We start from the raw sequence: 25,368 nt of genomic DNA on the forward strand, positions 1-25,368 counted from the left end.
CTTAAACGCTCTGGCAGCACTTCAGCATGACAACGCCCCAGGGACTTGTTCATGACGTGCTATTTTGTTGTTAATGAACGAGGTGGCAGCTTGCATGAGGTTCGAAGCGGGGCCTCGTAGAGAGGACCCGTGCGAACGGCTGGCTACTGCGATCCTGTGCGGTTTTGCCCGCTCAGCGGTCTTGCGGCGCGTCAACACGCCTTAAAACAGCCGCGACTGCTGCGTCCAGCCGTGTTTCCGGGATCTGCCCTGCCTGCACTGCCGAGACGATGGCGGCCACGATCTCGCGAATCTTCGGCACCGCTTTAGGCGAAAGCAGTAACAAATCCGCACCGGCCTTTAGGGCTGCGACCGCTGTGTCACCGAGCGTGGCGTCGCGGATCGTTGCCTTGTGATCGAGGTCACAGGTAATCACGAGACCTTTAAAGTTGAGTTCGCCCCGCAATAGCGAAATCAGATCCGGCGAGATCGACGCAGCAACAGGTGGTTGAACCGCATTAAAAATGGCCGGACCCATCATGACAGCTTCCACGCCTGCCTCAATCCCTGCCCGAAAAGGTGCCCAATACGAGCGCAACTCATCGAGTGACAATGTTACGGTCGCTTCTTCATTTGCGGGATGCCGCAATAACATTGGATGCCCGGGAAAATGCTTTAGCGTCGTAGCCAAACCAGCCCGGCGTACGCCGCGCACATACGCACGGACCATCTTGGCAGCGGCACCCGGATCGTCCGCCAAGGTCCGACCGTTGAGCCAGACATTGTGACCGTCGACGACATCCGCGGTCGGTGAAAGCACGAGGTTGATGCCCGTCTGCTTCACGGCGAGCGCCATTTGCAGACAGTGCGCTTCCAGTTCTTCTGCGGACATGGATTGTGCCTGCGCGCGGCTCGGCAGTGGCGGGGTTAAACCTTCTAGACGGTGGACTGCTGAAATGTCTGCATCGGTTGCTTTGAGCAGGGGACCCGCCCGTCGCGTTGCGTCTTCGATGAGTGCATGCCAGCGTTCCAGCGTTTCGTCTTTAAGCCGCGCTGGGTCCATTTTTCCGTTGACGTATTCGTTCCCAGTTTCACCGAAAAGCAGACTTTTTCCGCCGTTATCAAGAAAGTGTTGAATATCTTCGCCGAGATGCAGTTGCTCCATTGCGGGAAGCAACACGCTGTGTGCCTTGATGGAAAGGTTGTCCATGATTGTTTGTGCCGGATCTTAGCGAGGGACTGAGGATTTTGCGTGAAACTCGCGCGCGAGCGCGCGCACTTTTTTAGCGGCGTTTGTCAAATGTTCTTGCGACAGCACACCGGTTTCGACTGCGCGGACAATCGCAGCGACAATGCTGTCCAGGCCGGCTTCGCTTGATACCAGCAGCAAGTGAGATCCCGCCACTAGCGATGCAACCGCGGTGTCTTCGATCCGCTTGCCGCGCAGAATCGACGGGGCATCGAGGTCGTCGCTGATAATGAGTCCGCTAAAGCCAAGGTCGTTACGCAGCAGATTAATCACGTTTTTCGATGTAGAGGAGGATTCCAATGCATCGATCGCTGGTACCAGGGCAGGTCCGGCCATCACCGCTTTTACGCCGCTAGCGATGACGTCCTTGAAAACGGACAGACCCGCTTCCAGGTCGTGACGCGTGCCGGGCACGTGCGCTTCGAGAAGTGCCGGATCATTTTCAGTAATGTGGTGCCCCGGAAAGTGCTTGGCAGTGGCCACCACGCCAGCAGTCTGTATGCCGCGCACATAAGCGCAAGCGATTCGACTGACTTCGGATGCTTCTGGACCCAGATTGCGATTGTGCAGCCAAGGGTTTATGCCAGTTACAACATCGACAATAGGGGCCAGAAACAGGTTAACGCCTATTTCACGTGCAGCTGCAGCGGTCAAATGGCAGTGACGCTCGATCTCCAATGCGTTGAGTCGATGCGCTTGCTCGGTTGTGGGCAGAGCAGGCACCAGCCGATGCAACCGCTCAATACCGCCCAATTCATGATCAACTGCTACCAATGGCGGGCAGCCGATGCGGGCTGTGACTTCGTCGACAAGTTGGCGGAATTGTTGCGCGGTTTCCGAGGTCGAGCGCTCCGCACTCATTTTTCGCGCGACATATTCGGATCGCGACTCCCCTAGGAGCACTGAGACGCCGCCCGAATCGAGAAAGCGAAGTGTGGGATCATCGAGGTTTAGTCCGGCAAATGCTGGCAGTAATACCGCGTAGGCATCCCGGTGTAAATCGTTTGACAAGGCAGCTCCTTAGACTGATTGTTGAGGGGTATTTTAGGGCTCACACAGTCGACTTGACAGCTTGTGGAGCCCGCCGCCCAAGTGGGCGGGCGTTCACAAAGGCGCAATTTGGTGTGCGTTTGTGCTCGTTATTGATTATTATAGCTCGTTTAAAGGAGGTGTCAATGCTCACTCATGCAGCTTTGCCGGAGGAACGGCAACAACTTATTCGTGCTCGGTTAGTTGAGCGCGGCCGGGTTCTCGCTGTTGAACTTGCGACTGAATTCGGCGTTTCTGACCATACCATTCGACGCGATCTAAGCGACCTGGTGGCAGCTGGCGTGTGCAAACGTGTGTATGGAGGTGCCATAGCGATATCGCCGGCACACAGCGATATCGTGCAGCGGTCGACCGAAAATACGGATAGAAAAGATGCTCTCGCGCGTGCAGGCGCTGCGCTGTTAAGGTCCGATCAGTGCGTATTTCTGGATGCAGGCTCGACCAATTTGGCCATCGCACGTGCGATCAGGCCAGAGCTGTCACTTACGGTCGCCACCAATTCGCCTGCCATCGCTCACGCATTGATGGGCTCCACAGCTAAGGAGGTGATTCTGCTGGGCGGCCGCATTAACGCGAATACTGGCGGCGCGCTGGGCATCACAGCTTTGCAGCAGTTGCAGCAGATTTACTTCGACCAGTGTTTTTTGGGTGTCTGCGCGCTTGATGCTGAGGAAGGCCTTACTGCTTTTGATTTTGACGATGCGGAATTTAAGCGGGCATTGATCGTGCGCAGTGGCCTCGTTACGGTTGCCGTCACTAATGAAAAACTATCGAGCATCGCCCGCTATCAAGTTGCTTCGTGTGCGCAGGTCAGTACAGTCATCGTCGAATCCGACGCTCCGCAGGATCGACTGGCAACCTTGCGCGCTGCCGATATTGACATAATCGTCGCAGCGTAATTCTAGCGTTGTAATCTTCTGCTGCGCCGTTCGGCGTCGTATCGAATAGACCGGAGTGTCAGTCATCTGACTCTCCGGTTTTGCTTTTTTGCTCAGTATTCGGGGCAAATATCTCATCCGGTAACTCGGTAAAACGCCAAACAAAACCTCTCATTAATGTGCTGTGACGCAAAGTGACGCACGCGGTGCGTCGCAATACGTAACGAATTTTGGGCTTGCGAAATTGCTTGATTGATTCTGGGGTCAGATAATTAAAAAAAAATTTATATAGTTATGCGACGCAATGTCGACTGCACTGAAAAACCTTGCGCCCTAGCGCAGGACGATCCGAGTTAGCCCCCCAAGAGCGAACCGGTCTCATGAATTAAGTAAAAAGGAGACAGATTGATATGAAAATCGAAGCGCGGGGTATTGAGTTTGTTCCCGAAAGCGAACGCTATGGCAGCGCCAAACGTTTGTTTACCATCTGGTTTAGCACGAATATGCAGGTCACGGCTCTGGTGGTCGGGACACTGGGGATTGCGAGCGGACTTGATTTTGTCTCAACGACCATTGCCATTTTAATCGGGAATTTCCTGGGCAGCATATTCATGGCTGCGCACTCAGCTCAGGGGCCGCATTTGGGGGTTCCGCAGATGATCCAGAGCCGTGCTCAGTTTGGCGTATTAGGCGCAGCTCTACCGCTAGTCGTGGTCGTGGTGACCTATCTATTGTTCTCGGCTGCGAATGCAGTGATTATGCGAAACGCTGTGAAAACGCTTCTGCCAATAGGAGATACACAGTCGATTATCGTATTTGGTGCGGTGACGCTGCTCGTAAGCGCCGCAGGATACGAGCTTATACACAAAATCGGGGCGGTAATGTCGTTGGTCTCTTTGGCGATTTTCGCCTCAGGCACCATGGTTTTACTAGGGAAGTATGGCTTGCCCATTGATCCTGCCAAGTCGATCGCCTTTAAATCACCGTTATTTTGGCTAGTCGTCGCACAGGCCGCATCCTGGACACTGGGGTTCTGTACCTTTGTTGCGGATTATTCCAGATATCTGCCGAAACAGGTCTCGACACAATCGACCTTTTGGTACACGTATCTGGGAAGCAGCATTGGCGCGTCTTTGGTAATGATTTTCGGTGCTTTGCTGGCAGCTACCGTGGGTGCCGCGACCACCGATCCAGGCAGTGCGATTGCACAGCTGTTTCCGCATTATCAAGTTGCTGCGTTCATCGTCATTTTGCTCGGCGTTATTGAAATCAATGCGCTTAATTTCTATAGCGCTTATATGGCGATTACCACGATATTCACCGGATTTCGCGGCATGTCTACGGTCAGTCTCGCTCTCAAGTTTGTGATTATTTTCTGTGTCTTTATTGTTGTTACAGCCATAGCTGCAGCCACGCAATACAACTTTGATAATTACTTTGCCGATATTTTGAACGGGCAAATTTATGTTCTGGTGCCGTGGAGTTCCATCAACCTTGCGGACTACTATTTTTTACGCAAGGGTAAATACAACGTCGCAGAGTTATACGACGTCCATGGCCAATATGGAAGATACAACCGTGCGGCTTTCGTAGCATTTTTCTTCGCCATTCTTGCAGAAATACCATTCGTGAGCCTCTCGTTCTTCAAGGGCCCCATCGCCAAATGGCTTGATGTGGATATCGCGTTTGTCCCGGCCCTGATCGTGCCGGGTGCACTCTATCTTTTATTTATGAAATCGGCGCAAAGCCACAACGCAATTCAAACAATTCAAACGAAAGAGGCATAAAAAATGGCGGTTGCACTTTTTGAGCATGAAAGGAAAATTCGAGTAGCGGTAGTCGGTTACGGCTGGGTGTCGAAGAATTTTCACACCCCGCTCATCAATTCGGTTAAGGGCCTGGATTTTTCGGTCATAGGCACAAATCGGATCGAGGAGGTTAAAGCAGAATGCCCCGCGTTTCGCGTTCTTCGATCTGAGGACGCTGCTACCGATGATCAAGTAGATCTCGTCGTGATCGCAGGAGTGAATGCCGACCATGTGCGGCTTGCAAAAATTGCATTGTCGGCCGGGAAGCATGTCGTCGTGGAGAAACCATTTACGCCGACCCTCGAAGAGGCACGCGAACTGGCGGCATTGGCTGATGCGAATAACTGCCTGCTTTCCGTTTTTCAAAACCGCCGTTGGGACAGTGATTTCTTGACTGTCAAAGACGCGATTGCAAATGGCCTCATGGGCAGCGTCCTACATTTTGAATCGCATATAGATCGTTATTCACCGACGGTGCCGAACGCTTGGCGGGAAAAACCCACGCCAGCTGGTGGAACATGGTTTGACCTAGGACCGCATATCGCCGATCAAGCCCTGCTTCTCTTCGGTATCCCCAAGACCATCACGGCGAATTTCGCGCAACAACGCGATGGCGCGCAGACCGACGATTGGTTCAACGTCGTATTTGAGTACGATAAATTAAGAGTGGTTCTCCACGCAGCCCAATACGTCGTCGGTGGATCTTTCCGTTTCGCCGTGCACGGAACAGCGGCAAGCCTAATCAAATATGGCGCAGATCCGCAAGAAGCGCAAATGATCAACGGCGGTTCGCCTGCTGATGCTGATTGGGGTATCGATCCGGATGATGCGTGGTTATTCAAAAGCAGTGACCGTACGCAACGCGAATTGCTTCCTGCGAGCAGGGGAGATCAAGGCCAATATTACGCCTCGATCGACCGCGCTTTGCGGGGGCAGGGTGCGAATCCCGTGACGCCTCATCAGGCGGTTGTCTTGATGGCTGTATTAGAGACTGCAGCGCGGGCCGCAGCGATAAAAACGACGCTGGAGTTGGATTTGTCCGACGAAGAGCGCAAAGCCTTTCCAACCTAAACCTGCACTGGAGTATTCAATGGAATCGACATTAACTTTGAAGTCAGCTGCGGCGACTAGAGATAACTCACTTCGATGGACGCGCTATTCACTGGCTGCAGTATTTTTTGTGAACGGTATTGCGATGGGGGCCTGGTCTTCTGCCATTGCCGGGATTGCCACCAAACTTAAGCTTGACCCAGAGTCTTACGGTATTGTTCTCGGCCCTTATGCGATCGGCGCCATTGTATCGATGCTCATTACCGGATGGTTGACGACGAAATTCGGCAGCCGCCGCGTGATTCTCGTGGGGGGCGGACTGGTTGCGGTAACGCTGCTTATTCCTGGGAACGTGCCGACGATGATCTTGCTAGCCGGGGCTATTTTTATATTGGGGGCCGCGAATAGTGTGATGGATATCTCGATGAATGCGCACGCAACCCTGGTTGAGCGGGATTGGGGAGCGGAGATCATGTCGACTTTTCACTCGTCCTATAGCTTTGGCGCCTTGGCCGGAGCTGCAATGTGTGGCGTTTTGTTTTCCCACGGATTGAGTCCAGCGAACTGCCTGTTTGTGGCCATGGTCCTCATCTTGGTCATCGTCATGTCGTGTTATCCGACAATCGGCGACTTACGCCCAGAGCCCGTGCGTGAGGCAAAAAACGTTTCGCCCTGGACCAACGGTAAATTGTTGAGCATCGCGTTGCTTGCATCGCTGGCAATATTCGCCGAGTTCGGCTTGTTTGAGTGGAGTTACAAGTATGTCCGTGATGTAGCACACGCCAGCGCCGCGATGGCGACGCTTGGTAACGGTGGCTTCGCTCTGGGAATGGCGCTCAGTCGTCTGTTCGGTGACGCGGTGATACGACGTATCGGACCGGTGGCGATGGTTGCCGCAGGCGGATTGTTATCCTGTGCAGGTGTACTGATTGCGATCGTCTTTCCTACTCCCATCATGGCAATGACCGGTTTCATTATGGCCGGACTTGGGCTCGCCAATGTGGTTCCGATGCTATATACACGGGCTGCGGCGCTTGTCCCAACAGCACCAGGAAAAGGGGTAAGCGTCTGCGCTATCGTTGGCTATGTAGGCGCATTGGTGGAACCGCTGGCAATCGGCATTGTAGCCGGTCGTTTCAATCAAACCGTTGGCCTGTTTCTGCCGCTGACTGCGCTATTTCTTATCGTCATTTCAGCAAGGATATTCGGACGAATTAAGCTGCCTTCACATCACTAATCGTCCAAAGATAACCGGGTACGGCATAGTTGATGTTGAAATTTTTTTCGGAATAGCTGTGGAATTCTGGCGATTGAAACATCTTGAAAAGTTGCCGTATCTGGTTTGATTCTGTCTGGAACGATGCAGGCATCGTAAATGCCTGGCCACTTGCAAGTAGAAAAGAGTATAAAAATGCCCAGCAGTAATAACGTTAGTCAAACCTATATCATTGTCGGCGGAGGCTCCACCGGCTGTGTCATCGCTGCGCGGCTGTCTGAAGATCCCAATGTGACGGTCACCCTACTTGAGGAAGGACCACGAGATTCGAGTCCATATATTAAGTTTCCCGGCACCTATTACAAGACGGCGCAAGGGGAGTTGCTTAAGCGATACCCGTGGGAGCCCACCGAGGGACATCCGCGCGAGAATCAAGACACAATGGTTCAGGCCAGCGTTCTAGGTGGCGGAAGCTCGGTGAACGCCATGATTTATATTCGCGGCAACCCGGCTGACTACGATCTCTGGCAGGCGTCTGGCGCGGATGGTTGGTCATACAACGACGTGCTTCCCTATTTCAAGCGCTCGGAAGACAACGAGCGCTTTTGCAATGATGTCCATGGTGTCGGTGGCCCGCTGGGCGTTTCGGATCCGAGGTATGTCCACCCGCTTACCAAGCGCTGGCTGCAGGCGTGTCAGCAGGCCGGATTTAACTACGTCGATGACTTCAACGCGGGCAATCAGGAAGGATGCGGGCTATATCAAATCACCGCAAAAAATGGCAAGAGATCAAGCGCATCCAGTGCCTTTTTGAAACCTGCGCAATCTCGAAAAAATCTTCAGGTACTGACGGGCAAAAAAGTAACTCGGATCCTGATCGAGCAAGGACGCGCAGTGGGTGTCGAATACCTTGAAAACGGAACGCGGGTTACGCTGCGTGCCGAACGTGAAGTGATCATTTCGGCAGGAGCAATCAACTCGCCGAAATTACTCATGCTATCCGGGATTGGCCCAGCCGATCACTTGCGACAGCATGGCATCACACCGCACGTCGATTTGCAAGGTGTTGGAGAAAACTTGCAAGACCATCTTGAGATGTCTCTGGTGTACCAGCTGAAGGGCCCGGATAGCTATGATAAGTACAAATTGCTGAGATGGAAACCGTGGGCGGCGCTTCAATATCTGGTTAATCAAAGCGGCCCCATTTCGTCCAATCTTATTGAGGGCGGTGCGTTCTCCCGAGGGACGTTATCGGACCCTATCCCCGATCTCCAATATTTCTTTGTCGTCGGCGCGGGAATTGAAGAGGGCGTGAACGCAGTCCCAGGCGGAAATGGTTGCACCATCAATTTCGGACAAGTACGTCCTCGCTCAAGAGGTCGGGTTTCTCTAAGAAGTGGCGATCCGTTCGACGTACCTCGTATTGCGCCTAATTATTTGTCCGACGATTACGATATAGCATGCCTTACAGAAGGCTTCTTCAGGGCACAGGAAATCATGAAGCAGCCAGCCATCCGTCAATATATCGTGTGCCAAAACTTTCCCGAACGTGAAATATTTGACCGGGATGAGGTGGCTGCATTTCTGCGTAAATATACTCATGCCGCATTGCATCCTGCCGGAACCTGCAAGATGGGGCGGGACGCATTAAGCGTTGTGGACCCGCAGTTACGCGTCAGGGGAATTGAGGGATTGCGTGTCGCCGACGCCTCTGTCATGCCTAACGTCATCTCGGGAAATATAAATGGCCCTTGCATCATGATTGGCGAAAAGGCGTCCGATCTAATTCGCGGGATTGGTCTTGCATAGTCGAGGTTGGCGGCTAGAATAATTTAAAAATAGTTGTTGGGATGTACGGGCCAATGGCCGCCCAGATATGAGAGCAACAATATGCTGAAAGACTCAAGTAGACCTGGTTCCGGTATCAGCCGAATCTCGTATTGATGAAAGAAAATGTTTTGAAATGAAAGTATTAAAATGACAGCAATTAATCATGGGCGCGCACTCGAGTTCTCCGACGAATTCGTCGAAGCACAGCTCGTTAACGATGTGTCGAATTTTCGGGTTGAGGATGGCATTGTAGTCAACCTGTCTACTTCCCCAATGATCATCTCCGGTAAGGTGCCTGGCGTCATACCGCCATGGAAATCGACCATCTTGCGAGGCGGTACAATTGAAAAAGCCGAGCGGGTGGTGATATTTCGCATACCCAATACGACGAATCTCGGCGGGCTGGTGTTTCGCGATTGGGAATGGTTCGGAAATCGGTTTGCGAAATTCCCGCGTACGACGCCTCTGTATATTTCGAAATTTGATGAGATAGGAAATGTGAGTACCGATCCTTATTTTTTCGCAAATCAGCGCACCGAGCTGCGGAATGTACAAACCTTCGGGATCAGACTCAATCTGTGGTGGGCACCGGCGGGAACGGACTGCTTTATACATAATGAGCATCCTTTCCTTGAGGTTCACACCCAGATACACGGAACAGGCCGTATGCAGAAATTCGTGGCGCAGAGCGATCAAACGCTTTTCGAAGAGGTCATTATGCCGCCTGGCTTAACCCATGACCCGTTCGCGCACGTCACTTCCGACGTTACATGGGAATATCCATGGCACCGGTATTACTCGGATACGGATTGCATCTGGTTGGCAATCGAACTGCATCCGTCAACATAATTTTGTAGTGGCACCACCCAGAATTGAAAACCATGAAAAATCATACCGCAGCAGATGTAATCGTCGTTGGTAGCGGCGCCGGTGGCGGCGCCGTTGCTCTTCGTCTGGCCGAACGCGGCCTGCATGTACTGCTCCTTGAGCGCGGTACATTTCTTCCAAAAGAACAAGATAATTGGAGCGTTGACGCGGTCTTTTTTAAGAAAATATATACGTCGACCGAAGAGTGGCTAGACCGCGAAGGAAGGCCGTTTCGTCCATCCATGTTTTACAATGTTGGTGGCAATACCAAGCTTTTTGGTTGTTCCATGCTGCGATTCCGAGAGCGGGATTTCGATGATCTTGAACACGCAGAAGGACTCTCGCCGAAATGGCCAATTACTTATGATGATCTGCTGCCCTATTATGAACAGGCAGAAGCGCTGTTTGGTGTCCATGGAAATGATGACAACGATCCGACCGCACCGCGTAGGAACGGCTATCCATACCCCTTTCCGCCGGTACCGTCAGAGCCATTGATTGCCTCTGTTGCAGACCGTCTGCACAAGGCCGGATTACATCCATTTGCCTTGCCTCTCTCGATAGACGTGCGAGAAGGTGGACGCTGCATTCTATGCAAAACCTGCGATGGATTCCCGTGCAAGATATCCGCGAAAAACGATGCCGAAACGTCCCTCGTACAACCCGCACTGGCAACCGGCCGAGTCGAACTGATGACAGGGGCGCATGCTAAAAGACTGATACTTTCCCCTGATGGGAAACAAATCTCGGCGGTTGAAGTTTTGCATGAAGGAAAGCTTCGGAAGCTGACTGCGAAGACGATTGTCCTTTCCTGTGGAGCCGTAAATAGTGCTGCATTGTTGTTAGGTTCTGCCGCAGACGGCGCACCAAACGGCATCGCCAATAGTTCAGGCCTCGTCGGCAGAAATTACATGTGCCATAACCAGACAGCGATGATGTCGCTGTCCAGGCATCTCAACCCTACAGGCTTTCAAAAGACGCTGGCTCTCAACGATTATTATTTTGGTGAGTCGGGGTTTCCGTACCCGATGGGGAATATACAACTGTTGGGCAAGCTCCAAAGTGGGATGTTGGCCGCAAACGTGAAATTTCTCCCGCGCTCGGTGGGCGCGGCGCTGGCAGGACGTAGTGTAGATTGGTTTATTCAATCCGAAGATCTGCCTGAGATTGATAATCGGGTCATGATGGATGGGAATAAAATCCGCTTGTCTTGGTCTCAAAATAACCTGACGGGGCATCGACGTTTGGTCAAACGCTTTTCTTCGGTCCTGCGTGGCATCGGGTATCCAGTCATTCTGACCGAGGCAATGGTGCGACACTCCACCTCCCATCAATGCGGTACAGTCAAATTTGGCGCCGATCCGGCTGAGTCTGCAATAGATCCCTATTGCAGGTCTCATGACCACAATAATCTATTTGTCGTCGACGCCTCTTTTTTCCCATCCTCGGCAGCAGTCAATCCGGCATTGACGATTGTCGCGCAAGCATTGCGGGTGGCCGATCACATCGCGGCAAACGACTTTCAATGCCACGTAAGTTGGCAGGAAAGTTCCGTTTAAGGATAGATGTATTACCAGCGACGGCTTGTTAACGAATGGTCGAGTATTTGATGAGTATTTTGGCGCACGTTAAACAAGCTGCTGCGCTAAACGCAGAGGCATTCGTGCTTCGTTGGCAGGCATTCTTTTAGTTGCGAAAGAGTGCCTGCATTCGCTTAGTCGGCGACCTCCATGGATTAACATTCAGCCATTATTGCGCGGTGAATTCTCGCGCATTTTCGTATCTGCTTCACAGCGCGTCATTGCCCGGTTATGGTGTTGGACTCACCTGAGCATGCATCCATCGACCTTCACGTTCTCTTTCAATCAACTGGCTGGACCAGCCCCAGGTATCGCGCGTTAATCCAACCTCGTTACAAAGAATTGATCGAACAGCGCATTCATCCCGGACTGCCAGCGGCGTTTTGTGCGGTGCACTGCTGAGCCCTCCATCCTGCTTGCATTTTTAAAGGGCGCTAAGAGTTCTATTCACGCCGTCAGGGAGGTGACGCCATCATGTGCGTCACAGTGCGTCGAAAATGATCTTGATGCGAAATTGATCTCTCGTGTTCGCCATACGATACTTGCTGTAAGAGACAGCACCTTGGTGCAGTAACCGATCGTAAGAAAAATGTGTTTTGAAAAATAAGAAAACGCACATTATTTTTTACTAAAAGGCGGTCTGAAAATTATCCCAAGCGGAGCGTGGACTTTGCCAATTACAAGCGTTTGGTTGATGTGGTGAGGAGTTGTCTAGTTTGGGCTAGACAAGATTCGCCTGATCACATTTTATTTTTATGCACATCAACACAACTTTATTTAAAAGGAAAAGATTGTGAAACTTACTGGTGGACAAATCGTAGCGAAAGCCCTGAAGGAATATGGCGTTCAGTATGTCGCAGGCGTTCCTGGCCATGGTTGTTGGTCGATGCTGGATGCATTCCTCGAGCCTGGTACTGAGTTGCCATTTATTCAGGTCATGCATGAGCAAAGTGCTGTGCATATGGCTGATGGCTATTACCGTGCGTCGGGCAAGCCGATGGCGGCAGTGGTATCGATCGGCGCGGGTGCGACAAATACGATTATTGGTCTCGCAACTGCATTCGCAGATTCAACGGCCACTATGTTAATTACCGGCGGCCCAGCAACGCATATGGCAGGGCACGGTGTAATGCAGGAGCTGGATCGCAATCAATCCAACGATTTCCCACGGGTGGTTGAAGGCGTGACGAAACGCCACTGGGAAGCGACACGCGTTGATGAACTACCTTTTCTGATGCATCGCGCCTTCAACACCATGTTGAGCGGTCGCCCAGGCCCTGTTCATCTCGAAATCCCGATGGACTTGCAAGCCGAGTCTGCCGATGTCTCGATTCACCCATTGAACGAACGCATGGGCGGTGGCCGAATGCGTGCAGACCCTCAGGTTATTGAAAAAGCTGTTGCGCTTCTTGTTGGCGCTAAGCGCCCCGTTATCGTGGCGGGCGGTGGTGCCATCACGTCGGAGGCATCAGAAGAACTCGTGGCTCTTGCCGAAAAAATCGGAGCAGCCGTCGTGACAACATGGAATGGCAAGGGTGCCATTCCCGAGGATCATCGGCTCAATACCTGGTCTGTCGGTCAAACCGGCACAACATGCGGTAATGCCATTGCGGCCAGTGCTGATGTCGTTCTTTCAGTCGGTTGTCGTTTTACCGATTGGTCCGCCTCAAGTTACCGCAAAGGTGCAAGTTTCTCATTCCCACCAGCCAAGCTAATTCATATAGACATCGATTTCCAGGAAATCGGCAAAAACTATCCGACCGAAGTCGGTGTTGTCGCGGACGCCAAGAGTGCCCTGACGGATATATTGGCAGCGATCTCTGCAGAAGAATCCACACGCATACTCTCCCAGCGTGAAAGCTACTTTAGCGATATTGAACGGTTGAAAGGTGAGTGGGAAGCTCTGCTTGCCAGACGTCGCGATAGTGATGCCGTTCCCTTTACTTCGCAGCGTCCGCTCGGCGAACTGCGAAAGTTGATGGATCGTGACGGTATCGTCGTTGTTGGTTCGGGTAATACCCAAGGTGCTGTGAAGCAGACTTTCCCCGTTTATTTGCCGCGGACCCATTTGACTTCCGGTAGTTTTTCCTCAATGGGATGGGCAGTACCGGCGGCAATTGGCGCGAAATTGGCAATGCCGACCAGACAAGTTGTATGCATCGTTGGCGATGGTGATTTCTTGCAGTCGCTTCAAGAAATGGCAGTTTGCGTTATGCACAATATCCCCGTTGTTTTCCTTGTGCAAAACAATAGCGGCTACATGTCGATCCGTGGTGGTCAGCGCAAGATCATGGGACGTCACATTGGCAGCGAGTTCAATACACCGGACGGAAAACCGTATTCCCCGAACTTCACGGAAATTGCCAGAAACTTCGGGCTTGAAGCGTGGCGTGTCGAACAAGTATCACAGCTTAATCCGGCACTGAAGAACGCCCTGGCTTGCAACGGACCTTCTTTGGTTGAGGTAATCACTGCTCGGGATGCAGGTGGACCGTTTACGCCTGGTTGGTGGGATTTCCCTGTTCCGGCCTATGTCGAGGGAAGTGCGCATGATGAATATAACGAAGGTCGTGCGCTTGAGCAGCATTTGTAAACGCTTAAAGAAACTCGGGCAGCGCGTCCCGAAACAAATTAATCAGTCGAAATAAGCATTTAATAGGGAAGAATATGTCGTACAAATTAAAGTCAGCTACAGATCAACCTGCCGGCGAAGCGGATGTTTCAAAGGTCAGGGACACTGTTGAGTCAATGATCAAGGATATCTCCGTTCGAGGTGACGCTGGTGTCCGTACCTATTCCGCAATGTTTGATAAATGGGAGCCTAAGACTTTCCGTATGTCTCAGGCCGACATTGATGCATGCCTGGCGGAACTGACCCCACAGCAAATCGAAGACATCAAATTCGCACAGGCGCAAGTGCGAAATTTTGCGGAGCATCAACTCGCTTCAATGAAGGATATTGAGGTAGAGACATTCCCGGGTGTGATTCTGGGTCATAAGAACATCCCGATTGAGACTGTCGGATGTTACGTGCCAAGCGGTAAATATCCGCTAGTGGCTTCCGCCCACATGGGTATTGTGACGGCTAAAGTTGCCGGGGCAAAGCGCGTGATCGCTACTTCACCGCCATTTGACGGCCGTCCTAGTCCTGCCGTCATCGCCGCAATTCACCTTGCCGGTGCAGACGAAATTTACTGCCTTGGCGGTGTACAGGCTATTGCTTCGATGGCTTTGGGCATTGGCGAGTTTCCGCAAGTGGACATGATTGTGGGTCCTGGCAACGCCTATGTTGCCGAAGCCAAGCGCCAATTTTTTGGAAAAGTGGGGATCGATCTCGTTGCTGGCCCGACTGAAACGCTGGTCATTGCCGACGATACAGTGGATGGAGAACTCGTTGCTACTGATTTGCTAGGACAGGCCGAGCATGGTCCTACTTCGCCAGCGGTGCTGATTACGACTTCCAAACGTCTTGCGGACGAAACTTTAGTCGAGATTGAGCGCTTGCTTGGCTTATTGGATACGCAGGAAATCGCGCGTCAGGCATGGGACAACTACGGTGAAATTATCGTTTGTGAAAATGATGAGGAAATGATTCGTGAATCTGACCTTATCGCATCTGAGCACGTTCAGGTGATGACAAAAAATCCCGATTTCTTCCTAGAGCGCTTGCAAAACTATGGGGCATTGTTTCTCGGCACCCGCACCAATGTGGCGTATGGCGATAAGGTTATCGGTACTAATCACACTTTGCCGACATCAGGCGCTGCGCGCTTCACTGGCGGACTGTGGGTAGGTAAGTTTCTTAAAACGTGCACATACCAGCGGATTTTAACTGATGAAGCTTCCTCAATGATTGGCGAATATTGCTCACGACTTTGCATCTTGGAAGGCTTCTCCGGACATGCCGAGCAAGCAAATATTCGCGTGCGCCGATTCGGGCACAAGGAAGTCGCCTTCGGTAAAGCTGTGGAGTAACGGTCGAGGGGGACCGGGTAACACAGGGGTGATAAGAAAGTTGCGGTGTTTTCCGTTAAGCAGGTTGGGCGTTACAAGTTTGTACGCAAACAAAAGATGGACTATTCACTGACAGCTTTCACTAGTGATTTCCACGATTTGCAAGTTTGCTGAAGAACTGGCAGACCTGATTCGCGGAATTTCCGGCGCTTACTTTCGAAGCCCGATCGAGGTCGAGTACAAGCACGACGATTCACCCGTTACCGTTTACGGCTCAGGAAATAGAGGCGATTTTCGGGGATGGGTGGAGTTGTCGGTGACTTGCAAGGCAATCCGTTGACTCTTTTTCGGTCGGTAGAGTCATCGCGGTAGCGACTCGGGAACTTCATGGCCTGGCGTTAGCGGTGCTGAGTGGGGCCGCTCCGATTTACATGAAGTTCGGTATTGAGGGGATGTCGTCGACATTCCTGGAATGAAGTAAGTAGTTTGTTAAACCTTAACCTTGGCAGTTTGAATGGAGGAGCTGTATGAAAAACGTTTATAAAAAAATCGAATTTGGCGCACTGTCGAGAATTGCTGCAGCGGCGCTGATGGTTTGCGTATCAGCGGCAAGTTACGCTGCGGGTGCAGATGACCTCGGAAAAGACCTGACACCTGTTGGCGCCGAAATGGCGGGCAATAAGGACGGCACAATTCCTAAGTGGGACGGCAAGGATGTGCCTCTCCCAGGCTGGTCACAAGGTAAATATCGCGGCGATTATTGGAGCCATAAGGGTGAGAAACCGCTTTTCAGTATCGACGCTTCGAATGTCAGTAAATATGCGGACAAGCTTTCGCCGGGTCAGGTTGAACTGATCAAGCAAACGAAAGGCTACACGATGGATGTGTATCAAACGCATCGGAACTGCGGCTACCCTGAGTGGGTAGAGGAGAACACGAAGAAGAACGTTGGATTTGCCAAACTCGCTGCGAACGGCTACGACATCAAAGACGCTTACCTGCCGGGCGTGCCGTTTCCGATACCAGAAAATGGCGCAGAGGCAATCTGGAATCACAAGCTGCGCTACACCGGATTAGGTTGGGAAATCGATTCCCTCACGACACTTGCATCGCCACGTAAAGGCTCGACCGAGTGGATCGATGCAAGCGCCTATCAGATTTTCTATTACCCATGGGGTGGTAAAGGTAGTAAGAAAATCAGCGAGTTGCCGATGCAGGACTCGATGACTTACTTTAAGTACCTCAAACCGGCAGCGTTTGCAGGCCAGGCTGCTATATTAAATACGGTATATAACGCGGATTCCGAGTCATATTATTATTTCCCAGGACAACGTCGGGTACGCCGCTTGCCTTCGTATGCCTACGATGCGCCTTCGATCGGATGGGAAAGCGAATATCCGGTTGACATCATCTCGGGCTATTACGGCCGTATCGATCGGTACGATTGGAAGTTGGTCGGGAAAAAAGAGATGTACGTTTCTTATAACGATTTCGGAGCCTACGATTTCCGTAAAGACAAGGCGACCGCCTTTAAGCCGGATATGCCTAACAAAGCGATGCATCGTTATGAATTGCACCGCGTGTGGGTGGTCCAGGGTACTGTGAAGAGCGGCGTGCGACATAGTTCGCCGAAGAGAACTTTCTATCTGGATGAGGATACCTGGAACTTGGTGGCCGCTGAAGACTACGACGCACAAGGCAAGTTGTGGATGGTGCGCGAGACTGAGATGATCCCGGCCTGGGATGCGAACAATGCATGTATGTTCTCAGCCTTTGTCAACTATGACCTGGTAACTGGACGTTACCTCACCGACCAGCAACCGATTGGTTCGAACAAGGACGTCAAGTTCTTCGGCGAACCTGGAAACATCCGGGCGTTAAAAACGGATTTCTATACGCCTGAAAACTTGCGTTCACAAAGCGAGCGTTAATCGAAAAACGGCTGCACTATCGCCACGAAGTCGCAATGACGCGATGGTCGCAGCCGCTAAAATAAGTGTGAACACATGCTCTAGCTGACTAGCGACTGGATCCAAATCCAGTTGCGTCGGTATTGTCGCGTCTTGCTGGAAGAGTCGTCTTACTCCGGTGGATGCAAGTCGGATCGGATCGCAGGCGGCGATAGTCAATCGGTACCGTTTCTCAAAAGTAGAATAAGTAAAGGATGGGACAATGTTAATGAAACTTGTAGGTTGGCTTGAAAACTTTTTTTTCAGCCATCGCAAGCTGACGTTAGGCGCGATCGCGGTGTTTACCGGGATCATGGCCATATTCGCTTTGCAGTTACGCATGGAAGCGGGCTTTGAAAAGCAAATGCCGCTCGGTCATGAATACATAGAAACGTTTCAGAAATATCGTTCGGATTTGCTAGGTGCGAACCGGCTGACCATTGTCGTCAAGCCACGATCCGGATCAATTTGGACCAAAGAATCCCTCAAGCGTCTGTATGACGTCACGCAGGCAGTGGTGTATCTGCCGAGCGTCGATCGTGCCGGTGTGCAGTCTCTCTGGACGCCAAACAGTAACGTAAACGAAATTACGGAAGAAGGATTCAGCGCGAATCCTGTTATTCCAAGCACCATCACGCCAGAAAATCTGACACCGGCGATCATTGCCGCGATTCAGCGCTCAACCAGTCAGGGTGGCTTTGTCGGGACGCTAGTTGCGCGAGATCAGACGAGTGCGATGATCACGGCTGAATTAAATGAAGTAGACAGAGACGGGCAGAAGCTCGACTACATTGCGTATAACCATCTGCTAGAAGACCGGATACGTAAAAAATTCGAAGACGGTCAGTTCGAAATCCAGATTATTGGTTTTGCCAAACAAATTGGCGATATCGCCGATGGCGCCAAGGGTGTTCTGGTTTTCTGCGGCATCGCCCTGTTATTAACGGCATTAGCCATTTACTGGTATTGCCATTCTTTGCGCTTTACCATCTTGCCGATCGCCTGTTCGCTTACCTCGCTGATCTGGCAGTTTGGTACATTGAGATTATTTGGTTATGGGCTTGATCCGTTGGGGGTACTGGTCCCCTTTCTGGTATTTGCTATCGGCGCTTCGCATGGGGTGCAGCAGATCAACTTTATTGTGCGTGAATTGTCGCACGGAAAAAGTACGATGGCGGCGGCGCGCTCAAGCTTTACCGGCTTGCTGGTTCCTGGCACGCTGGCCTTGATCACGGCATTCGTCTCCTTCATCACGCTGATTCTGATTCCGATTCCGATGGTGCGCGAATTGGCCGTCACGGCGTCAATCGGTGTTGGCTACAAGATTGTGACGAACTTGATCATGTTACCGGTGGCTGCATCCTGCTTTCATTTCACCAAAGAATATGCCGAGAAAGCAATGCTCAAGCGCGAGCAGCGTTCGAAATGGTTGCGTACTTTGTCCCGCGTAGCGGAGCCGCGCAACGCGGTCATCGTGTTGGTATTGGTAGCTGGTGTGTTCGGTGTGGCTGTATGGCAAAGTCGCGATAGAGTAATCGGTACGTTGCAAGCAGGTGCGCCGGAATTGCGCCCGGAAGCCCGTTACAACCGCGACGCAGTATCGATTTCGAGCAATTATGATATGGGTCTGGACTGGCTCAGCGTCGTATTCGAAGCACCACCTGATTCTTGCGGCAATGTGGCGCTGGGTGCCTATCAGGATGACTTTACCTGGCACATACAGAACGTGCCGGGCATCATTTCTGCATCTTCATACGCATCCCAACTACGGACCTTTAATGAGGGCTATAACGAGGGTAATCCCAAAATGTCGGTTGTGCCGATCGACTCGGGCAACTATGGCGGCCTGAGTGCAGAAATCGGACGAATACACGGTTATATGAACAAGGATTGCAGCATGACCGCAGCCCATTTCTTTTTGACGGATCACAAGGCAACCACCATCAATCGCATCATCGATACGGTGAAGGAATTCAGAGCAGCCAATAAGATGCCAGGCGTCACTATCCGGCTTGCTGCTGGTAATGCCGGTGTGATGGCAGCTATCGACGATGAAGTCGAAAAGAGCGAATTACCAATGATGCTGTATGTATATGCGGCCATTGTGATACTGGTATTTCTGGCGTATCGCGATTTCCGTGCAGTGTTGGCCTGCTGCCTCCCTTTGATGGTCGGTACTTTCATCGGTTATTGGTTCATGAAGGAGCTGCAAATTGGCCTGACCGTCGCCACGCTTCCGGTCATGGTGTTGGCGGTTGGTGTCGGCGTGGACTATGCCTTCTATATTTATAACCGCTTGCAACTCCATCTGGCTGCCGGTGTGCCGATCGTGAAGGCCCTGGAAAAATCTATCCTTGAGGTCGGCATGGCCACGATCTTTACCGCAATTACCTTAGCGGTCGGTGTTGCTACCTGGGCATTTTCCGATTTGAAATTTCAGGCCGATATGGGCAAGCTGCTGGCATTCATGTTCATCGTGAATCTGGTGATGGCGTTGACAGCATTGCCCGCTTTGGCGGTGGTGTTGGAAATCGTCTTTCCGCGGCGCGGTCCGGTGCGCGCACCGGGCATCATGGCTCACTGATAGGAAAATTACTATGAAAACAACGATACCGATGATTCTGTGGGTAAGAGCGTGCTTGGTAAGTAGTCTGGCGGTATTGCTGGTGGCACCAGCGTTTGCGCAACAAGCAACACCTGGCGCTGGACCAGCACCAACGGCGCTGAAAATGCAGGCTGCGGAAAATTCTTCTGGTTCCCTGAATGCATCAATTCTGGCGGCGACCAAGGCTGGCCGTCGTATCGTCGCAGTAGGCGATCATGGCGTGGTGCTGTTATCAGACGATGACGGCGCCCATTTCAGGCAGGCTAAATCAGTCCCGGTCCGTGCGACGTTGACAGGGGTGAGTTTCGCCGACGATAAAAATGGTTGGGCGGTGGGCCAGTGGGGAGTGGTGCTCAATACGGCAGATGGCGGAGAGAGCTGGAAAGTGCAGCGCTCGGACACGACGATTGATCAGCCCTTGTTCTCGGTCTACTTCAAAGATAAAAATGAAGGATGGGCGGTGGGGTTATGGTCGCTGGTCTTGACTACGCAGGATGGCGGTAAGAGCTGGACCACGATCAAGTTGCCTGAGCCACCAGGCGGCGGAAAGATTGACCGTAATCTGTACAAGATTTTTGCCAATAGCAAAGGGACGCTGTTCGTCACGGCAGAGCAGGGAATGGTATTGCGCTCGTTGGATGGCGGTGCCAACTGGACGTATTTGACGACAGGTTATAAAGGGTCGTTCTGGGCCGGGCTTGCCAATACGGATGGCACGTTGCTGGTGGGCGGTTTGCGTGGATCGATTTATCTGAGCAAGGATGATGGCGATACCTGGCAAGCAATAGCGTCGAACAATAAAAGCTCTATCACCGATTTTGCGCAGATTGGATCGAAGACCTTTGCAGTCGGGTTGGATGGCGTAACGTTGGAGAGCGATGACATGGAGCAGACGTTTAAGGCAAGCCAACGGGAAGACCGGCAAGCCCTGACTGCCGCGATTGCCAGCAACGCAAACAAATTGATCATTTTTTCGAAGAAAGGCCTCTTGTCCGATAACAATCAATCTAAGTGATGGCAGCAGGAAGACAGTAACGGTGCAGGGCTGTGGGTGAATACATACATTGTCTGAAAATCGGGTTCGCAAATTTCCGTATCTAACGGATTTTTGCGGCTCTCTTGATTCAGATCAAGACGGGAATATCGGATGATTAGATGATCCAAGCAAGGGAGCCATTTTAAGCGGACGTATCCCATTAGCTACCAAGCACAGTAGACCAATCGAAAGCAGTTAATCACAGGATGTAATAAAACATGTTGAAAAAAAATATGTTAACCATGCACTCCACCGTCACAAAGCACGCCAATCTTGTGATGGATATAGATGTCGCGAAAACCGCAGGATTTGATGCGATGGAGATAACGACAGATAAGCTGAAGGGCTATTTGGCCGCGGGGTATTCCGAGCAAGATTTACGTGATTTATTGAAGGATATTACGGTTCCTGGCATCGGGTTTTTAGTCGACATAGAACGGCAGGGAGAAGAATCCACGGCTCTCTACGATCAAGCCGAAGAGATGTTTAGGCTCGCAAATATTGCGGGAGCAAAAGGCATAGAAGTTATTACCGGTCCTTTGGAAGTGCAAGCGGTGATAGATCACCGGCAGGGTAAGGCGCCCACTTTGTATTCCGGTTTGCTCGGGCATAGTGAGAGCGAGCAAATGCGTCTGACTGCGAAAAATCTTGCAGCACTCGCAGACAAGGCGCAGGAGCATGGACTGTTGCTATATCTGGAAGCGCTGGCCTGGACCCCGATCGGTAGCATAGCGAAGGCTTTGCAGCTTATAGACCGCGCCGAACGTAGCAACGTGAAGGTGGTAATCGACTACTGGCATGGCTATGCGGCGGGCGACAAGCCAGAGGAAATTTCGAAAATAAATAAAGAGTTGATTTACGGCGTGCATATATGCGATTCACTGTTGTTTGAAAGTGGCGTACCCAACGAGGCGGTGCTTAGAAATGTGGCTACAGGCCAAGGCGTGTTGAATCTCCAGGAGTGGACTGATGCAGTAAAGGCCACAGGATATGACGGATGGTGGGGGTGCGAACTATTTTCTAAAAAACAACAGCAGCAGAATAGTTATAGTGTTGCGCATGCGCTGAAAGCGCTGATGGAAAAATTGGTCGGGAAATAATAGACTCATACGGCTTGTTAAAAATGGCGTCGTCACGTTGATGTGATGGCGGCGAACTTGAGCGGATGATGTGCTTTCGGTCAGAAATAAGTAGACGGATTTTGGGCAATATCAGTGGTCGATGTGAGGCGCAAAAGCGTGCATCGAGCTGTTTGCAATAACGCGGAGACGCTCTCTTTTGCGGATGATTGTTTTCAGCTCGGTTGTGCATTGGCTTTAACGAAAACGTGTTTCACATCGGTCAGTTCGGAGATGTCGGCCTTTTACATACCTACTTTTGATACCCCTACCGGATAGTCGGGCGGTGGGTCGATAACTAACTTGCACCGCCTTTCAGGACATACGGCAAGCAACGGATTAAAAGCATTTGGCAGCAGCTTTATCGTGACGTTTTTGTCTCAGGATATCGCGCTCGCGCCTGTGCTGATCAACTGCTTGCCGCAGCGCGTAAGGTTCGTCGCGAAACATCACAAACACTTTATTGAAATGCATGGTGTGCAGGGTTTGCCGCAAGCAGTCTTGATGCGATGGATAATGCCCCGCCAAACTTGTCGTACCAGCGCCGAATCGTTTCATCGCTGACGGCAACCTTGCGCTCGAACAACAACTTTTTGCCATCACGTTGGTGCAACCGAAATCGAAAATGCCAGCGCGGCACAACTGCCGGTACGGCCAAAAAGCGGCGAGCGGGATAGAGCGATTTCGATTTCGTTATCACGTGATTTTACCCAGCAGGCTCGGCAACGTCACAGATACGTGAAAAATACGTTGCTGATCTGGCTGGGAGGTAAATTGCAGCAGGCTATGCGATCTTCTAAGCCTCCATGACAGCGGCAGTCAGGGACATCTCAGGAAGGTTATTGCTTCCATGGCCACAAATAAATGGCGATCACTTTGTTGCATTTTGCGCTCTTTCATATTGAGCTTTTATCACTCGTGAATTTTCAAACGGACGCTCATATTTTCATTCGCGCGGCCAGCGAAGTGCGTCAAGTTCGTGCGTCACTGTGCGTCGAAAATGATCTTGATGCGAAATTGATCTCTGGTGTTTGCCATACGATACTTATTGCTAGACATAGCACTTTGGTGCCGCAACAGATCATAAAAAATGCGTCTATTTAGGTAAGTCAGAGCCTGCGTTTGAAAGACAGTTATTTTAATTCGGAACGCCTGCGAGCGATTGGCGAACGCCGATTGGATGTCCCGGATTTAGGAAGGAATTTTGGTAGTGGCCTGCATTTGAAACTGGGCTGAGCTGAGATGCTGGAGCATGCTTGATCATTCATAAAATTTGGGGATAGTTAGAAATGAAAAAAACAATGATTCAGATAGTCGGAGCTGGCGCTTGCCTGATGTTTGTCTACGGACAAGCACAGGCAGACGAATCCGACTCATTACTAAAGGACATAGACTACTCGCTAACGTCTAATGTGACAGCCGGGATCGGTGTGCGGACCAAGAGTCCGAGTTGTACGTTAACCGGGGACCCTAATGCCAACGGCTGCGGCAGTTCAGCCAACACCGCCCAGTGGGCGAACGGCGACAACGGCGATCTGAATTACAAAAAAGGACAGCCCTACACCGCCTATGCCAGTTTCACCAGCGAACTGCTCATGACGATGCCATCGCAGGGATACAAATTTCTGATCCGCGGCACCGGCATGTATGACTTCGCGGCCGACCACACGCAGCGCACGCCGCTGGCGTCGGACGCCAAGAGTCAGGCAGTCGATAGCCTTCAATTGCTCGACTTCTGGGCCGAGAAGGACTTTTCTATTGGCAACCAGAACGCTCATTTCCGACTGGGTAATCAGGTCATCAACTGGGGCGAAAGCTATTTTGCTTCGGGCGGCATTAATGCCACCAATTCGCTCGACATCCAGAAACTGTTTGTTCCGGGAACCCAGCTTAAGCAGGCCTTACTGCCAGCGCCGATGCTCGCGTTTGCCAGCAGTCTGCCGGGCGGCTTTTCCACAGAGGCCTACTACCAATTCCAATGGAATGGCAACAAGTACCCGCCGGTCGGTACTTACTGGTCGGGTTCGAACACCTTCGGGCGTGGCGCAAGTCCTGCCTCAATCAATTCGCAGAACTTCAACGTCGCTAGTATTGATGCCGGCACTATCGCCGGACCGAATAGCAACAACGCTCAGTTTCTGAATGGTGTTAACCAGAATTTGCTCGCCGGGGTGTATGCCGGTCCGCCGAACAATGCAGTCGGTGGCGCTTATACCACGGTGCTGCCGGGCAACAGGCCGCAGATCGGGTTGAAGCTCGGATACAAGCCGCCAGGGGCTGACATCAACTTCGGTTTCTACTACGAGAATTACACCGACAAGTCGCCGGTGTTGTCTTTCTTGTCGAACGGTGTGTCGCAATGGTCTTACTTGCAAAATCGTAGTTTGTTCGGCGTCAGCACCAATTTCGCGCTGGGCGAATGGGCTATCGGTTCCGAGTTGTCGTACCGGCCGCACGATGCAGTGGCGATGTCTGGATGCTACGGCGCCGGTGGACTACCTGATGCGAATACCAATGCACCGGCCGGACTCAACTGCGCGGCCTATAAGGATTTCCATAAGATCCAGTTCGACATCAATGGCCAGTTGAACATGACGAAGACCTCACAACCTTTGCTCAAGCTAATCGGCGCGGATCTTGGCGTACTGACGACAGAACTGACGGTGATCAGATATCCTGGCGTCAATGCGAACACCCAATATAACAGTACCGTGAATGGGCAGCAGGTGTATCAAATAGCCGCTGCAGGATATGGCGCCTGGTTGAACAACAATTCCGGCACTGGTTATCCGATTGCCGCGGCGCAGGGTACGTCGAACTCAGTGGGACTCACAATTGACTTCAATGCGACCTATGACGGCACTCTGATTCCGGGCTGGCAAGTGACGCCGGGTGTTACGTTCTATGATGCGGTCTCTGGCTACACGCCGACCTTCTCTGCTAACTATGAGTCGGGTGCCAAATCGGCCAACTTCTACGTTCTGTTCAACCAGAATCCGCTGAAGTGGCAGGGCGGTATCAACTTTACGGCGTACTGGGGTGGTAATGCAGTGTCGCAGCCGTTTTCCGACCGCAATGTCATCGGCGCATTCGTGACACGCAATTTTTAAAGACGGTAACGGTGAGCTGATATCCGATGGAAGGGCAGGGGTATAAGGTTTTTTGCTCCTGTTTTACCTTCACTGTGGATGGATGTTAG

At 51.7% G+C, this 25,368-nt stretch carries 17 protein-coding genes; 14 read left to right on the top strand and 3 right to left on the bottom strand.

The features are described 5' to 3' along the window. Positions 1-172: 172 nt before the first annotated feature. Entirely contained in the window at positions 173-1,189 is a 1,017-nt protein-coding gene (locus tag C7W93_RS00220) for a glycoside hydrolase family 3 N-terminal domain-containing protein (protein WP_108438224.1), read from the bottom strand. Between the two features lie 18 nt (positions 1,190-1,207). After that, complete coding sequence (locus C7W93_RS00225; RefSeq protein ID WP_108438225.1) at positions 1,208-2,239, bottom strand: glycoside hydrolase family 3 N-terminal domain-containing protein; 1,032 nt, start codon at positions 2,237-2,239, stop codon at positions 1,208-1,210. A 164-nt stretch (positions 2,240-2,403) separates the two neighbouring features. Here C7W93_RS00225 and C7W93_RS00230 point away from each other — a divergent pair, with 164 nt between their 5' ends. The 13 genes from C7W93_RS00230 (at position 2,404) to C7W93_RS00290 (ending at position 22,151) form a co-directional block, all read left to right on the top strand. Next, positions 2,404-3,177: a DeoR/GlpR family DNA-binding transcription regulator gene (locus C7W93_RS00230; RefSeq protein WP_108438226.1), complete on the top strand. Its 774-nt coding sequence runs from the start codon at positions 2,404-2,406 to the stop codon at positions 3,175-3,177. Positions 3,178-3,566: 389 nt separating this feature from the next. Beyond that, positions 3,567-4,943 (top strand): cytosine permease, encoded by a 1,377-nt coding sequence (locus tag C7W93_RS00235; protein WP_108438227.1) that lies wholly within the window; start codon positions 3,567-3,569, stop codon positions 4,941-4,943. A 3-nt stretch (positions 4,944-4,946) separates the two neighbouring features. Further along, a complete protein-coding gene (locus C7W93_RS00240) occupies positions 4,947-6,035 on the top strand; it encodes an oxidoreductase (RefSeq protein ID WP_108438228.1) in 1,089 nt (362 codons plus the stop codon). A gap of 19 nt (positions 6,036-6,054) precedes the next feature. After that, positions 6,055-7,251 (top strand): MFS transporter, encoded by a 1,197-nt coding sequence (locus C7W93_RS00245; RefSeq protein WP_108438229.1) that lies wholly within the window; start codon positions 6,055-6,057, stop codon positions 7,249-7,251. Between the two features lie 174 nt (positions 7,252-7,425). Further along, entirely contained in the window at positions 7,426-9,039 is a 1,614-nt protein-coding gene (locus tag C7W93_RS00250) for a GMC family oxidoreductase (RefSeq protein ID WP_108440386.1), read from the top strand. A 168-nt stretch (positions 9,040-9,207) separates the two neighbouring features. Beyond that, complete coding sequence (locus C7W93_RS00255; RefSeq protein ID WP_108438230.1) at positions 9,208-9,909, top strand: hypothetical protein; 702 nt, start codon at positions 9,208-9,210, stop codon at positions 9,907-9,909. 32 nt (positions 9,910-9,941) lie between these two features. After that, positions 9,942-11,486: a GMC oxidoreductase gene (locus C7W93_RS00260; RefSeq protein WP_108438231.1), complete on the top strand. Its 1,545-nt coding sequence runs from the start codon at positions 9,942-9,944 to the stop codon at positions 11,484-11,486. 814 nt (positions 11,487-12,300) lie between these two features. Continuing rightward, complete coding sequence (locus tag C7W93_RS00265; protein ID WP_225869710.1) at positions 12,301-14,100, top strand: thiamine pyrophosphate-binding protein; 1,800 nt, start codon at positions 12,301-12,303, stop codon at positions 14,098-14,100. Between the two features lie 74 nt (positions 14,101-14,174). Continuing rightward, positions 14,175-15,482: a histidinol dehydrogenase gene (hisD, locus tag C7W93_RS00270; RefSeq protein WP_108438233.1), complete on the top strand. Its 1,308-nt coding sequence runs from the start codon at positions 14,175-14,177 to the stop codon at positions 15,480-15,482. A 506-nt stretch (positions 15,483-15,988) separates the two neighbouring features. Further along, positions 15,989-17,392: a DUF1329 domain-containing protein gene (locus tag C7W93_RS00275; RefSeq protein ID WP_201747125.1), complete on the top strand. Its 1,404-nt coding sequence runs from the start codon at positions 15,989-15,991 to the stop codon at positions 17,390-17,392. Positions 17,393-17,633: 241 nt separating this feature from the next. Next, a complete protein-coding gene (locus C7W93_RS00280) occupies positions 17,634-19,994 on the top strand; it encodes an RND family transporter (RefSeq protein WP_108438234.1) in 2,361 nt (786 codons plus the stop codon). A gap of 13 nt (positions 19,995-20,007) precedes the next feature. Beyond that, positions 20,008-21,030: a YCF48-related protein gene (locus C7W93_RS00285; protein WP_225869711.1), complete on the top strand. Its 1,023-nt coding sequence runs from the start codon at positions 20,008-20,010 to the stop codon at positions 21,028-21,030. Between the two features lie 239 nt (positions 21,031-21,269). Then, positions 21,270-22,151: a sugar phosphate isomerase/epimerase family protein gene (locus C7W93_RS00290; protein WP_108438235.1), complete on the top strand. Its 882-nt coding sequence runs from the start codon at positions 21,270-21,272 to the stop codon at positions 22,149-22,151. A 357-nt stretch (positions 22,152-22,508) separates the two neighbouring features. Here C7W93_RS00290 and C7W93_RS00295 read toward each other — a convergent pair whose 3' ends face one another. Next, positions 22,509-22,727: a hypothetical protein gene (locus tag C7W93_RS00295; protein ID WP_108438236.1), complete on the bottom strand. Its 219-nt coding sequence runs from the start codon at positions 22,725-22,727 to the stop codon at positions 22,509-22,511. A 731-nt stretch (positions 22,728-23,458) separates the two neighbouring features. Here C7W93_RS00295 and C7W93_RS00305 point away from each other — a divergent pair. Beyond that, entirely contained in the window at positions 23,459-25,279 is a 1,821-nt protein-coding gene (locus C7W93_RS00305; protein ID WP_108438238.1) for a DUF1302 domain-containing protein, read from the top strand. Positions 25,280-25,368 lie beyond the last annotated feature (89 nt).

The organism is Glaciimonas sp. PCH181 (genome assembly GCF_003056055.1).
Classification (GTDB): domain Bacteria; phylum Pseudomonadota; class Gammaproteobacteria; order Burkholderiales; family Burkholderiaceae_D; genus Glaciimonas.